Annotated in this window: 12 protein-coding genes; 8 read left to right on the forward strand and 4 right to left on the reverse strand. The window is 59.7% G+C overall.

Annotated elements, in window-relative coordinates; genetic code table 11:
• Positions 1 to 19 precede the first annotated feature (19 nt).
• Both cobS and cobT read left to right on the forward strand, forming a co-directional pair.
• Positions 20 to 1,003, forward strand: a complete 984-nt coding sequence (gene cobS, locus B3527_RS14745; protein ID WP_198019831.1) for a cobaltochelatase subunit CobS — start codon at positions 20 to 22, stop codon at positions 1,001 to 1,003.
• Between the two features lie 27 nt (positions 1,004 to 1,030).
• Positions 1,031 to 3,028: a cobaltochelatase subunit CobT gene (gene cobT / locus B3527_RS14750; RefSeq protein WP_290480357.1), complete on the forward strand. Its 1,998-nt coding sequence runs from the start codon at positions 1,031 to 1,033 to the stop codon at positions 3,026 to 3,028.
• Positions 3,029 to 3,030: 2 nt separating this feature from the next.
• Here cobT and B3527_RS14755 read toward each other — a convergent pair whose 3' ends face one another.
• Positions 3,031 to 3,927 carry a hydroxymethylglutaryl-CoA lyase gene (locus B3527_RS14755; protein WP_290480358.1) on the reverse strand — a complete coding sequence of 299 codons (897 nt, stop codon included), beginning with the start codon at positions 3,925 to 3,927 and terminating at the stop codon, positions 3,031 to 3,033.
• 29 nt (positions 3,928 to 3,956) lie between these two features.
• Between B3527_RS14755 and B3527_RS14760 the strand changes: the two genes are divergently transcribed.
• The 4 genes from B3527_RS14760 to B3527_RS14775 are packed head-to-tail and all read left to right on the forward strand — an operon-like array spanning position 3,957 to position 7,359.
• A complete protein-coding gene (locus tag B3527_RS14760) occupies positions 3,957 to 5,150 on the forward strand; it encodes a CaiB/BaiF CoA transferase family protein (protein WP_290480359.1) in 1,194 nt (397 codons plus the stop codon).
• Between the two features lie 48 nt (positions 5,151 to 5,198).
• Positions 5,199 to 5,594: a phosphoribosyl-AMP cyclohydrolase gene (gene hisI, locus B3527_RS14765; protein WP_206991853.1), complete on the forward strand. Its 396-nt coding sequence runs from the start codon at positions 5,199 to 5,201 to the stop codon at positions 5,592 to 5,594.
• 44 nt (positions 5,595 to 5,638) lie between these two features.
• Positions 5,639 to 6,514, forward strand: a complete 876-nt coding sequence (locus tag B3527_RS14770) for an N-acyl homoserine lactonase family protein (RefSeq protein WP_206991854.1) — start codon at positions 5,639 to 5,641, stop codon at positions 6,512 to 6,514.
• A gap of 8 nt (positions 6,515 to 6,522) precedes the next feature.
• Positions 6,523 to 7,359, forward strand: coding sequence for a glycoside hydrolase family 16 protein (locus B3527_RS14775; RefSeq protein ID WP_206991855.1), 837 nt, complete (start codon positions 6,523 to 6,525; stop codon positions 7,357 to 7,359).
• A 26-nt stretch (positions 7,360 to 7,385) separates the two neighbouring features.
• On the opposite strand, the gene B3527_RS14780 is transcribed toward B3527_RS14775, so the two are convergent.
• Positions 7,386 to 9,086, reverse strand: a complete 1,701-nt coding sequence (locus B3527_RS14780; RefSeq protein ID WP_290480360.1) for an acyl-CoA dehydrogenase family protein — start codon at positions 9,084 to 9,086, stop codon at positions 7,386 to 7,388.
• A 213-nt stretch (positions 9,087 to 9,299) separates the two neighbouring features.
• Here B3527_RS14780 and B3527_RS14785 point away from each other — a divergent pair, with 213 nt between their 5' ends.
• Positions 9,300 to 10,151, forward strand: coding sequence for a hypothetical protein (locus tag B3527_RS14785; protein ID WP_290480361.1), 852 nt, complete (start codon positions 9,300 to 9,302; stop codon positions 10,149 to 10,151).
• Here the strand turns inward: B3527_RS14785 and B3527_RS14790 are convergent.
• Together B3527_RS14790 and B3527_RS14795 are read right to left on the reverse strand one after the other, a co-directional pair.
• The gene (locus tag B3527_RS14790; protein ID WP_290480362.1) at positions 10,148 to 10,957 is read right to left on the reverse strand and encodes an SDR family NAD(P)-dependent oxidoreductase; all 810 of its coding nucleotides are present in this window, start codon (positions 10,955 to 10,957) and stop codon (positions 10,148 to 10,150) included. The genes B3527_RS14785 and B3527_RS14790 overlap by 4 nt on opposite strands.
• 66 nt (positions 10,958 to 11,023) lie before the next feature.
• Positions 11,024 to 11,971 carry a glutathione S-transferase family protein gene (locus B3527_RS14795; protein ID WP_206991859.1) on the reverse strand — a complete coding sequence of 316 codons (948 nt, stop codon included), beginning with the start codon at positions 11,969 to 11,971 and terminating at the stop codon, positions 11,024 to 11,026.
• Positions 11,972 to 12,104: 133 nt separating this feature from the next.
• On the opposite strand from B3527_RS14795, the gene B3527_RS14800 reads away from it, so the two are divergent.
• The gene (locus B3527_RS14800) at positions 12,105 to 12,989 is read left to right on the forward strand and encodes a bifunctional helix-turn-helix domain-containing protein/methylated-DNA--[protein]-cysteine S-methyltransferase (RefSeq protein WP_206991860.1); all 885 of its coding nucleotides are present in this window, start codon (positions 12,105 to 12,107) and stop codon (positions 12,987 to 12,989) included.
• The last annotated feature ends 17 nt before the right edge of the window (positions 12,990 to 13,006 follow it).

Here is a 13,006-nt window from a genome sequence, read left to right on the forward strand (position 1 = left end):
AGATGACGAGACGCATGCCATGACTGTGATGAGTGATACCGATGTGCTGGACGGCATGGAGCCGACCGTAGAAATCAATGTTCGCGAGGTTTTCGGCCTCGACACGGACATGGTCGTACATGGGTTCAAGACACGCACAGAATATGTGCCAGCGATTGACGAGGCCTATCGCTTCGATCCTCAGACGACGATGGCGATCCTGGCAGGATTTCAGCACAATCGCCGCGTCATGGTGCAAGGCTATCACGGCACAGGGAAATCGACCCATATCGAACAGGTGGCCGCGCGCCTGAACTGGCCGATGATCCGGGTCAATCTCGACAGCCATGTCAGCCGGATCGACATGGTCGGCAAGGATGCCATTGTCCTGAAGGATGGCGCGCAGATCACCGAATTCCGCGAAGGCATCCTGCCTTGGGCCTTGCAGCGCCCTGTGGCGATCACGTTCGACGAGTATGATGCCGGCCGGCCGGACGTGATGTTCGTGATCCAGCGCGTGCTGGAAGCTAGCGGCAAGCTGACCCTGCTCGACCAGAATCGCGTCATTGAGCCAAATCCGTATTTCCGCCTGTTCGCCACGACCAACACGGTCGGCCTCGGCGATACGACCGGCCTCTATCACGGCACGCAACAGCTGAACCAGGGCCAGATGGACCGGTGGAGCATCGTGACCACGCTGAACTATCTGGAACATGATGCTGAAGTGGAGATCGTGAAGTCCAAGGCCACGGGCGTGGATGATGACACGCTCGCCAAGATGGTGACGCTGGCCGACCTGACCCGGAACGCGTTCATGAGCGGCGACCTCTCCACAGTGATGAGCCCGCGGACCGTGATCACATGGGCTGAAAACTTCGCCATCTTTGGTGATCTTGGCCATGCGTTCCGGATGACGTTCCTGAACAAGTGCGACGAGCTGGAGCGGCCTCTGGTGGCAGAAATGTACCAGCGCTGCTTCGCCGAGGAACTGCCTGAAAGCGCCCTCATGGTGAGGGTCGCCTGAGCCGGAGCCCCGCGCTAAGTCACAGCCATGTCCAAAGACACCTCTCCTCAGGAATTGTTCAAGCAGGCGCTGGCCACCACCACGAAAGCGATGAGTGCAGACCGTGATGTCGAGGTCGGCTTTGGCAATGATGTGGGCGGGGACGGTGAGACGATCACGCTGCGCACGCCGCCACAACAGCTGGAACCCCATATCGCTGCGCGCATTCGCGGCGAGGCAGATGCCATTGCCCTGCGTCGTGCGCACCACAATGCTGAGGCACATTTCGCGCATCGTCCCGGCGGGGATTTGCCCCGCAAGGTCTATGACGCGGCTGAACAGGCGCGCATCGAAAGCCTGGGCGCCAATGCTATGCGCGGCACGGCCGACAATCTCGACGCTGTCCTGGACCATCGCTGCCAGTCTGGCGAGTTCGCGATGGGCGCAGAAGACGCTGAGGCGGTGCTTGCGCCCGCACTCGAATTTCTGCTGCGCGAGAAGCTGACCGGGCGCGCCTTGCCTGACAGCGCGAAACGCGTGGCCGATGTCTGGCGCGAACGGGTGGAGGCTGAGACGGGCGGCGCCATCGACCGCCTGATCGCGCAATTGCACGATCAACCCGGCTTTGCGCGCACAGTACGCGATATGATCCGGGACCTGACTGCCTCCGATGCGCCGGGCGAAGACGTGGAAACGCAGGAACAGGACGATTCGGAACAGTCCGAAGAGAATGAACAGCCCTCTGAAGGCGATCAGGACATGGAGTCCGAAGAGCAGATGGGTTCTTCCGCCGAGCAGATGGATGCGGGCGACACCGAGGAAATGGAGGGCGAGGAATCCAATGTCAGCGTCGACATGGATGTCGACGCCGAGGCCGATGACACGCCTGATGATGATGAGGACGGGACCAAGCCGCTGCGCCCGAACTTCAAGGATGGCGATGATCGCGACCGGTTCAACTATAATGTCTTCACGCGCGAGAATGATGAAGTCGCCAATGCGCCAGACCTCTGTGACGCTGAGGAACTGACGCGGCTGCGCGCCTATCTCGATCACCAGTTACAGGGACTGCAGGGCGCGGTGTCCAAACTTGCCAACAAGCTGCAGCGACGTTTGATGGCACAGCAGAACCGCTCCTGGAGCTTCGATCTTGAAGAGGGCGTGCTGGATACGGCCCGCCTGACGCGTGTGATCACCGACCCGACCGCGCCGCTCTCCTTCAAGCAGGAAGATGATTCGGAGTTCCGCGATACGATTGTGACGCTATTGCTGGATAATTCCGGTTCCATGCGCGGCCGGCCGATCATGGTGGCGGCGCTGTGTGCGGACATTCTGGCCCGCACACTGGAGCGCTGCGGCGTGAAAACGGAGATCCTCGGCTTTACGACAAAGGCGTGGAAGGGTGGCCTTTCGCGGGAGGACTGGGTCAAGGCTGGTAAGCCCGCCGGACCGGGGCGCCTGAATGACATTCGCCATATCGTCTACAAACAAGCTGACGCCCCATGGCGCCGGGCGCGGCGCAATCTGGGTCTGATGATGCGCGAAGGTCTGCTGAAGGAAAACATCGACGGCGAGGCCTTGCTATGGGCGCATGACCGGATGCTGGGGCGACCGGAACAGCGCAAGATCCTGATGGTGATTTCTGACGGCGCGCCGGTGGACGATTCCACACTGAACGTGAATGTCGGCAACTATCTTGAGCGCCATCTGCGGCAGGTGATCGAAGAGATTGAGACCAAGAGCCCTGTGGAGCTGATCGCCATCGGCATCGGCCATGACGTGACACGTTACTACAAACGCGCCGTTACGATTGTGGACGCCGAACAGCTCGGTGGTGCGATGACGGAGCAATTGGCCAGCCTGTTCGACGAGAACGCGCCAGAGCCCAAGGCGATGGCCATTCCGCCTCTGACGAACAAGACAGTGCGCGGCGGCAGCGCCGTCTCAGGCGCCACCAGCGGCGCGCCAAGCTATGGCAAGAAAGTCGATCTCGGCCGGGCCGTGAAGGCGACGACCCTTACTGAAGTGAAGGGCCCGAAGAAGTAGGGTCAAGTGGGAAATCCGCCCGCCTTGCTGAGTGACGACGCAATCGGGTGCCCCAACACTTTTTCCAGCCAATGCGATGTCTCGATCAGCTTGCTCAGGTCCAGTCCAGTTTCGAAGCCGCCGCGCTCCAGCATGTAGACCACATCCTCGGTGGCCACATTGCCTGTCGCCGCCGGGGCAAACGGACAGCCGCCAATGCCGCCACAGCTGGCATCGATGACATCGACCCCGCAATCAATGGCGGCCGCGACATTGGCGAGCGCTGCGCCACGTGTGTCGTGGAAGTGCATGCGCAAATAGACATCCGGTGCTTCCATGCGCACGCGCTCGATCCGCTTGCGGACATCCCACGGGTCGGCCACACCAATCGTGTCACCCAGCGCCAGTTCGCTGACGCCCGCGCGCTGGGCCTGCGCGGCGAGATTGCCGACCAACTTGATGTCGACTTCGCCGTCGAACGGATCCCCGAAGGCAACCGATATCGTGGCGGACAGGGGGATGCCAGCCTCAAGTACGAGCGGGGCAATCTGTAGCAGGGCGTCCGCGCTGTCCTGCGGGGTCATGCCCTGATTGCGCATGCCGAAGGCTTCCGAGGCCACGAGCACAAAATTGATCTCGTCAGCCTTGGCATCGATGGCGCGACGCACGCCTTTTTCGTTCAGGGCCAGCGCGATATGGCGCGTCGGCTTTGATCGGTCGACGCCTGCAAAGACCGCAGCAGAATCCGCCATTTTGGGCACGGCCTTGGGGCTGACAAAGCTGCCGGATTCCATCCGCCGAACGCCGGCCTCTTCAAGCCGGGCAATGAATTCCAGCTTCTGTTCGGTCGTCAGGTCAGCCGGATCATTCTGAAGCCCGTCGCGCGGGCCGACTTCTACAATGTCGATGCGTCTTGTCATGATGCCTATGTAATGTGCATTGAGGACAAATGACAGACTCCAAACGCCCCCTGGATGGCCTGCGCGTCATCGAACTCGGTCAGCTGATCGCTGGCCCCTTCTGTGGACAATTACTCGGTGACTTCGGCGCCGAAGTGATCAAGGTCGAGGCGCCCGGCTTGCCGGACCCGGCCCGAGGCTGGGGCGCGGTCAAGAAGGATGACATCGGCCTGTTCTGGCCGATCATAGGTCGCAACAAGAAATCACTGACGTTGAACCTCCGCGTCGAGGCGGGGCAGGCGATCCTGCGCGAACTGGTGAAGACCGCCGATGTTCTGGTCGAGAATTTCCGGCCGGGCACACTGGAACGCTGGGGACTTGGACCAGACGTGCTGCACGAACTCAATCCCCGCCTCGTGATCACGCGCGTCTCCGGCTATGGCCAGACGGGACCGGAAAGTCACAAGGCGGGCTATGCCAGCGTCGGCGAGGCGAAGGGCGGCTTGCGCTACCTGATCGGCGAGCCGGACAGATTGCCCGCGCGAGCCGGCGTCTCCCTCGGCGACACGATGACCGGCACCTTCGCGGCGCTGGGCACGATGATGGCGCTGTTTGCCCGCGAGAAATCGGGGAAGGGGCAGGTGGTCGATGCGGCAATCTACGAAACCGTCATGGCCTTCATGGAGAGCCTGATCCCCGAATACGCCCTGATGGGGCATACGCGCGAGCGCAGCGGACCGATCCTGCCGCGGATTGCGCCGTCGGGCGTCTATCCATGCAGCGATGGCATGGTCATCATCGGCGCCAATCAGGACTCCCTGTTCCGCCGCCTCTCGGCCATGTGCGGAACGAAATGGTCTGACGATGCACGCTACGCAACACATGATGCACGCGGCGAGAACCAGTTGGAACTGGATGCAATGATCTCGAACTGGACGAAACAGCGCACAATGGCAGATGTGCTGGCAACTTGCGAAGAGAATGGCATTCCCTGTGGGCCGGTGAACCGCGCCAAGGAGATGCTGGAAGATGCACATATTGCGGCGCGCAATGCCATCATCCGCGTGGCCCATCCGGTTCTGGGCGACGTACCGATGCAGGGCGTCTTTCCTAAACTGTCCGATACGCCCGGCGGGGTGGAAGAAACGTCTCCAAGCCTGAGTGAGCACACAGAAAGCATCCTTGCAGGCCTTGGATTCAGCGCGGACCAGCAGGCAGCGCTGCGCGCGCAGGGCGTCATTTAGGGCGAATCTTGACTGGCTCACCGGCGTCATTTCGATTAAGCCGCCCTCATGACCGATTATCCCGATCCCCTTTCCGGCAGTGCGCAGGACGAGACGCTTGAGCTGCGCCCGAAATTCAATGCGGACGGCCTGGTTGCCGCCATCGCGCAGGATGCCGGAACTGGCGAAGTGCTGATGCTCGCCTGGATGAATGCCGACGCGCTTGCGGCGACGATCGAGACCGGGCGGGCAACCTACTGGTCCCGTTCGCGCGGAGCGCTATGGGTCAAAGGTGAAACGTCCGGGCATGTTCAGGACGTCATCGAGATCCGTATTGATTGCGATCAGGATGCTATCCTGCTGAAGGTCAACCAGACAGGCGGTGCCTGCCATACAGGGCGACCCAGCTGTTTCTACAGGATTTTGTCTCCAGATGGACGCAGTCTGTCTGTTGCCAACAACTGATACTTGAGATTGAATTTGCTGGAAGACAGAAGGGGGCCTCTGGCATGCGTCTTATCACTATAACTGCGGCAGTATCCGCACTGGCACTCGCGAGCGCATGCGGGTCAGAATCGCCTGCATCTACCGAGGCAACATTAGAATCGCCACCCGAAACACAGCAGGAAGCGGCGCTGGAAGTCGATGTGCTGGATTGCGGAACGATTGAAGTGTCTGACCTCGACGCGTTTTCGTCTGCCGGCGACTATGCCGGTGAGACTGACACGTTCACCGATTCCTGTTTCCTCGTGAGGCATCCTGATGGCAACTTGCTCTGGGATCTTGGTTTGCCAGGAGTGCTGGCCATTGCGGGCCCGCAAACGCAGCAGATCTTCACGGTTTCGCTCGAGCAGACAATTACCGAACAATTGGCAGATAGGGGGATGTCCCCAGACGATGTCGACTACGTGTCCATCTCTCACAGCCACTTCGATCATATCGGCCAGGCCGATCAGGTCGCGGGCTCGACTTGGCTGGTGAGCCAGAAAGAACTCGACGCCATGTTCGGGGAAGGGGCCGAAATTGCCCAGGAGCAGCAGGCGCTGTTTTCATTGTTCGCCCCCATGGAGCAGAAAGTCTTCGAAGACGAACTTGATGTTTTTGGTGATGGGAGCGTTGTGATTTTCGAGACGCCCGGACACACGCCGGGCCATACATCCCTGCAATTGATGATGCCGGAAACCGGCCCGGTCCTGTTGACCGGGGACCTCTACCATCGCGCTGAAAGCCGCGAGCTGAAGCGCGTTCCCCGCTTCAACTCCGATGAGGCCATGACCGTGTCGTCAATGGAGGCATTTGAGGCGCGTGCGGATGCCCTGGGCGCAAAGGTCATCATCCAGCATGAACCTGCGGACATTGACCCCCTCGAAGGTAAAATTCGGTGAGATTTCGTTTGAAGTCGTTTCCAATCGTTGCGGCCATCGTAATGTTGGCGTCGTGCTCAACTGCGACCAATTCATACTCGGCGCTGGACCAGCCCAATTCGGGGTGGTCGCTGGTTTTCCGGGACGAATTCAACGGACACGGAAAGCCTGATCCTGAAAAATGGATATCGCAGGAGTATAATCGCAAGAAAAATCCTGACGGCCCGGATGGCTGGTGGCTCAAGGATAATGTCAGTCTGACAGGATGGGGCCAACTCGAAATCAGCGCGACGCAAATCCCGAATCGCAATCCTGAAGAGGATGACGATCCCTATGATTACGCATCCGGCATGGTTTCCACCGAAGGCAAGTTCGAAACGACGTTCGGCAGGTATGAAGCTCGCATAAAATTGCCACAGGATCCGGGCTGGTGGCTTGCCTTCTGGCTGTTCGCGGATGAGGTCCACCGAGTGGATGGATCGGGAGAGGACGGAACCGAGATCGACATCGTTGAAGCCTTTGGCTGGACTGACAAGATCAGCTATGCGCTTCACTGGGATGGGTACGGAAAACGCCACAAGACCAAGAACAAGCGCGAGTTCCACCCGGGAATTCGGAGTGGGTGGCACGTCTTCGCGCTGGAATGGACTGAAACCGAATATACATGGTTCGTGGACGGAGAGCAGGTCTGGCAAAGCGCTGCGGGCGGCGTGTCGAAAGTGCCCTTATGGGTGAAGCTATCCGGCGAGATAAGCACGCAGTCGACAGTGGCCCACAAATGGTGGTCCAACGTGCCGGATAACAAACGCTTACCTGATCGTTTCCTGGTCGACTGGGTCCGGGTGTACGAACGAGAAGCGCCGTAGGGTGCGGGGCACCCTACGGATTCCTTTTAGTTTCCGCTTTCGATCAGGCGACGGGCAATAACCATGGCCTGAACCTCGCCAGCGCCTTCGAAAATGTTCAGAATACGAGCATCTTGCAAGATGCGGCTGATTGGGTATTCCAGCGCAAATCCGTTTCCGCCATGAATCTGCAGGGCGTTGTCAGCTGCAGCCCAGGCGATCCGTGCGGCAAGCAGTTTCGCCATGCCGGCTTCAAGGTCGCAGCGCTTTCCGCCATCCTTCTGGCGCGCCGAGAAATATGTCAGCTGGCGAACACCCACCAGTTCTGCGGCCATCATGACAAGCTTGTTTGAAACGCGCGGGAAGTCGAAGATCTGTTTGCCAAACTGGTTGCGATCCAGCGCATATTGAAGACCGGTTTCAAACGCATTTTGCGCAACGCCAATGGCGCGGGCCGCAGTCTGGATGCGAGCGCTTTCAAAGGTCGCCATCAGGTGCTTGAAGCCTTGGCCTTCGACACCGCCAAGCAGGTTCTCGGACTTCACCTTGAAATCATCGAATCCGATTTCGTATTCCTTCATCCCGCGATAGCCGAGGACTTCGATCTCGCCGCCGGTCATGCCGTCAGCAGGGAAGGGGGCGTCGTCTGTTCCGCGCGGCTTCTCCGCAAGCAGCATGGAGAGACCAGAGAAATTGTTTGTGGCGGGATCAGTCCGGGCCAGCAGTGTCATCAGATCGGCTCGCACGGGATGCGTGATCCATGTCTTGTTGCCTGTGACACTGTAATGAGAGCCGTCGTCGGACTTCACGGCGCGTGTCCGCAGCGAGCCAAGGTCAGAGCCGGTATTCGGTTCAGTGAAGACGGCCGTTGGCAGGATTTCTCCGCTGGCTATTTGCGGCAACCAATGGGTCTTCTGGTCGTCCGTTCCGCCAATCAGGATCAGCTCCGCCGCGATCTCTGACCGGGTGCCGAGAGAGCCGGTGCCGATGTATCCCCGAGACAGTTCCTCTGAGACTACGCACATGGCAATCTTGCCCATGCCAAACCCGCCAAACTCTTCAGGGATGGTCAGGCCAAACACACCAAGCTCGGCCATTTCATTGACGACCTCCATCGGAATGTACTCATTGTTCAAGTGCCACTCATGGGCATGGGGTTTGATCTTGTCGGACGCGTATTTGGAAAATTGTTCGCGAACCATCGACATGGTTTCGTCCAGACCGGTTTCTTCAACCGTGTTCCGGCTTAGGGCGTCAGGTAGGCATTCAGCCGCAGCAGCCATCACAGCAGGGGTTTTTCCATCAATAATCAGCTGCTGGACGACCGGCGTCGCGAACAGGGCATCAGCTTCCGCAACGATGCCCAATTCGTGAGGGCGGATCACTTCGCCCTGATTCATGGGTACTCCACCAATCAGTTGAGCGCAGTATTCGCTAAAGAGAATTTGCGTCAGGAGCGCTTCGGTCGTGCTGAATTTGCCCTCTTGCTCCAGACGCGCGGCCCATTCGGCTGTCTGGCGTAGCGTTTCAGCATATGTGCCCAGCCAAGACAGGCCGTGGGCCATATGTTGCTGGCGTTCGAGTGCAGCCCGGTCAGGACGGCCATCCGCCTTGGTCAGCGCTTCGCGGCATTTGCCACGTGCAACGTCTACATAGGCGTCGACGGCTGCGCTCGCATCCTTGATGACGGCAACAAGGTTTGGAATTATCGCAGAGTTCAGGGCCGGACCCTCAACAGCACCATCCATTCGAATTTCCTCCACTGGACTTTATTTTCGTTGAGTATAGGGCGCAGGTGGCGGCAAGTCATATATATTTTGTGCGCTGCAACAAAACGTCTCGGTTCGATGCCATGTAAAATTGAAGGATCACACCGGGTATCCTTGCGTTAACCGAAACTTCGGTTCCGGCTTTCTAAATGGCCCTTTCTGCCGCCACTTCCTAACGGAGCCGCCTCACATATGAACCCTTATGAACGTTTCCGCATTGTCTCGGGCTTCCTGGCGTCCAGCGCGGTGCTGGCGAGTGTCGTGGCATTTGGCCCGGTTGTGCGCCAGACCATTGTTGACGCCGCCGGTTCCAGCCAAGTCGCACAGTGGGCCGGACTGATAGGCTCGGGTGTGATGCTGCTCGTGATCTGGTCTGTTCTGTCGGGTGTCCTCCTTCCGGGTGTTCTAAAGATGGGGGTGCTGCGTCGATGGGTCCTCGGCCGTGCTTTCGTGGAAGGCAGTTGGATTCAGGCTGAACGCGGTGGCCCAAATGGTCCACGCCTGGCCATCGTTTCAATGAAGCCTGCATACCCCGGCATCCTTGTGACCTCCTCGACCCTGACTCGCATGGGCGAGATTGAGAGTGGCCTGCATGCAGAATTCCACCAAATCAGCTGGCCCAGACTGGACTTCAAGTTCCGCGAAACCTTGCCATCGAATTCGGGCCGACAAGCCGAGGGTTTTGGCGAGATTCAGTTTGACCTGACCGGAGGCGCCCCGCGCCGGTATGCCGGCTGCTTGCAAGTGGCGGGTATGGACAAGCGCATCAAGACAGAAGGCATCAAGCTGACATCCTGGAAAGAGCGCCGGCAGCTGCGCTCCCTTGAGGGCCGTCGGGACGTACTGTCCAAATACTGGTCAGCTTTTTTCGAGGGGCCAATCGTGACAATTGCCCGCGATAGCGACAGGTCCGATTCCGGAGAGGCCAAGCGGTCCGGCAAAGTCGAAATCCTGCGTCAGCGTGGCGCGAAGGATTGGCGCAAATCGGACACCACGCCGACGGCTGATCGCATTCGCGATGAGTTTTCAGCTTCTTCCGACTAATCCTGACGCCGGATCGTCCGGCTCTGGCGCCGCATGATGGCCCGACCGATGGGTTCCGGCATGATGCGAGTCAGCGTGGCAAGACTTTTGTTGACGAGCCCCGGCACCACAACCGGTTGGCCGCGATTGACCGCATCAATGCCGGCTTTCACGACAGGCGCAGCCTCCATCCACATTCGCTTGCTCATCTTGTTCATCTGCTCGCGCGTGCCGTTCACGTCATGGAATTCACTATAGGTAAAGCCGGGACAGAGTGCCGTGCAGTGAATGTCCGCCCCTTCAAACGCGTCGCACTCGGCATTCAGGCTTTCGGAGAATTTGATGAGGCCCGACTTTACGCTGGCATAAAGCGTGTGCCCATTGCTGCCGGCGGCGTAGCCCGCAAGGGAGGCGACATTGATGATCCTGCCATAGCCGCGATCTGCCATGCCTGGCAGCACTTTGTGTGCAAGCTCGATCGGAGCGGTGTAAAGCACGCGAATGAACTCTGCCTGTGACTTCCAACTCGTATTGAAGAAGGTGCCCGGCAGGCCATAGCCCGCATTGTTGACCAGCGCGTCGACATGGCGGCCCTGCTCGGACAGCGCGGAGATGATCTTGTCCGCGGAATTGGCGCGCGCGAGGTCCTGCGCGATACAAATCGCGTGAACGCCAAACTTCTCTTCCAGCTCTGCGGCGAGGTTGGTTAGCCGATCTTCGCGGCGTGCGGTGAGCGCAACATCCCAGCCCAATGCGGCGTACTGGCGGGCAAACTCAGCCCCAATTCCCGCTGATGCGCCCGTGATAAGGCAAAGTCGCCGGTCCATGGCCGTCTCCGTCCGAATTGCTGATGCCGGCGAGACTAGCGGCGCGCGCCCGGCATGCAAGGCAGGCTAGACACGCCGGACTAGGAAGCCCGCGCGTGGGAAATGCACATGCACTGTTTCCGCCTCTGGTGAAGTGCGTTGGAGAATGACGCGCTGGGAGTCGGCGTGGACGAGTTCCCCTTTCACCCAGACCTGGCCATAATCATCGGGCGCAACGGCGACGTTTTCGCCCGGAGCAAATTGTTGCGGTTCGTTGCGGGTGGTCGCCGCCACGAGACGCGGCGCCGCATTCAGGCCGATCTCGAGGGCTTCTGCAGAGCTGATCGTGTCCGGGGTTTGCCCTTCAAACTCCTTCAGCCGCTCGAACCAGGCCTTGGTCAGGTCCGCTGTCTCGAAACATTTTTCGACGAAGTCGGGCAGATTTTCATACATGAACCAGACATTCATGTAGGCGTGAATGTCCACAAGGCCCGGTTTCATGCCGACGAGATAGATGCCGGACCCAGCGCCCTTGCCGCCCTGCAGGCGCTCTTCCAGCAGCATGAGTCGGGCCCGCCATTGGTCGCGCATCATGGGGGCAACAGCTTTCATTGCATTGGTGTCGAAGGGACGACCCGACAAGGCTTCGCGGTCCTTCCGGAACGCATCCGGTACGCTGTCGCCTCGCTCGCCAAAGATGACCGCGACCGAGCTTTGGAACCAGCGGCCATCGGTCCAGCCGGCGACCATTTGGGCGAGGCCCTCATGACCGGGCAATTTGAGTGCCGGCATGGGGAAGCGGGCTTCGAGCTCCCGCAGGATGATGGCGGTATCGCAAAAAATGTCGGCGCCGATCTGAAGGACGGGTGTCCGGCGATAGCCCCCCGTCAGCGGCATCAGGTCTGGCCGAGGCATGATGACTGGAATTTCGACCCGGCTATAGGCGAGATTCTTCAGGCGCAGCGCGAGGCGGATTTTCTCTGCATAGGGTGACGTGGGATATTCATGCAGGATAATACTGCGCGCATCTGCCATTCTATTTCTCCCAGCCTTCTTTTTATTGGTCCCTATTCTTGCCGGGCTTTTCAGGCGCTGGAAAGCCTCAATTGGTCTGACAAGCCGCAAGAAACGGGTGGCGACAGGCTCCGCGGCGCGGCATTATTCTTACATGACCAATCTAGTTTCGCCTCTTGATGAACGCGTTGTCGCCTATGAGCGCATGGCCAATGCCCTGTCCTATCTGGGGGACACTTGGCAGGAATGGCCGGATCTTTCGACTGCAGCAAAGGCCGTAGGCCTGTCGCCCAGCCATTTCCAGCGCGAATTCACCCGTTGGGCCGGCATCAGCCCGAAACAATACCAGTCCGCACTTGCCCACGCTGCGGCAGGTGATCTGTTGAGAGAGGGCGCAAGTGTTTTGGACGCCACTCTGGAGGCAGGCTTGTCAGGACCGGGGCGCCTGCATGATTTGTTCATCGCGCATGAAGGCCTCTCTCCCGGTGAAGCCAAGGCAGGCGGCAAGGGAGCCGATCTGGTCCTTGGACGGGCGCCGACTCCATTCGGGGAAGGAGCCTGGCTCATGTCATCGCGGGGCCTGGTGGCGCTAGGGTTTGTTGATGAGAACGCCCCGGAACGCACCGGCTTTGAGCACCAGGGACGCAATGAAGAGCAGGCCTTTGCCGATCTTGCGGCGCGGTATCCGGATGCCAGCATTCGCCGGGATGATCACGAGGCCGAGACTCTGGCGCGCCGGGTGTTTGAATCCGGTGAGCCGCTCCCGGTTGCGCTTTATGGTACGCCGTTTCGCCGCCAGATCTGGCGGGCCTTGCTGGAAATTCCTGTCGGTGCGGTGTCAACCTATGGGGCCTTGGCGAAGGCCAGCGGCAATCCGAAGGCGGCCCGCGCTGTCGGTGCGGCAGTGGGCGCAAATCCGATCAGTTGGTTCATTCCCTGTCACCGTGCCCTTGCGGCGGACGGCCGGCTCCATAATTATCATTGGGGTGTGGCGCGCAAGCGTGCCATGCTGACCCTCGAACGCGCCTGCGCAGCCTGAACCAGGCGGTGGGCAGT

The organism is Hyphomonas sp. UBA4505, assembly GCF_002388685.1.
Classification (GTDB): Bacteria; Pseudomonadota; Alphaproteobacteria; order Caulobacterales; family Hyphomonadaceae; genus Hyphomonas.

What these genes read in the sequence shown, in the direction of transcription:
- cobS (WP_198019831.1), top strand. Translation starts at nt 20, where the DNA reads ATGACTGTGATGAGTGATACCGATGTGCTGGACGGCATGGAGCCGACC.
- cobT (WP_290480357.1), top strand. Translation starts at nt 1,031, where the DNA reads ATGTCCAAAGACACCTCTCCTCAGGAATTGTTCAAGCAGGCGCTGGCC.
- B3527_RS14755 (WP_290480358.1), bottom strand. Translation starts at nt 3,927, where the DNA reads ATGACAAGACGCATCGACATTGTAGAAGTCGGCCCGCGCGACGGGCTT.
- B3527_RS14760 (WP_290480359.1), top strand. Translation starts at nt 3,957, where the DNA reads ATGACAGACTCCAAACGCCCCCTGGATGGCCTGCGCGTCATCGAACTC.
- hisI (WP_206991853.1), top strand. Translation starts at nt 5,199, where the DNA reads ATGACCGATTATCCCGATCCCCTTTCCGGCAGTGCGCAGGACGAGACG.
- B3527_RS14770 (WP_206991854.1), top strand. Translation starts at nt 5,639, where the DNA reads ATGCGTCTTATCACTATAACTGCGGCAGTATCCGCACTGGCACTCGCG.
- B3527_RS14780 (WP_290480360.1), bottom strand. Translation starts at nt 9,086, where the DNA reads ATGGATGGTGCTGTTGAGGGTCCGGCCCTGAACTCTGCGATAATTCCA.
- B3527_RS14785 (WP_290480361.1), top strand. Translation starts at nt 9,300, where the DNA reads ATGAACCCTTATGAACGTTTCCGCATTGTCTCGGGCTTCCTGGCGTCC.
- B3527_RS14790 (WP_290480362.1), bottom strand. Translation starts at nt 10,957, where the DNA reads ATGGACCGGCGACTTTGCCTTATCACGGGCGCATCAGCGGGAATTGGG.
- B3527_RS14795 (WP_206991859.1), bottom strand. Translation starts at nt 11,971, where the DNA reads ATGGCAGATGCGCGCAGTATTATCCTGCATGAATATCCCACGTCACCC.
- B3527_RS14800 (WP_206991860.1), top strand. Translation starts at nt 12,105, where the DNA reads ATGACCAATCTAGTTTCGCCTCTTGATGAACGCGTTGTCGCCTATGAG.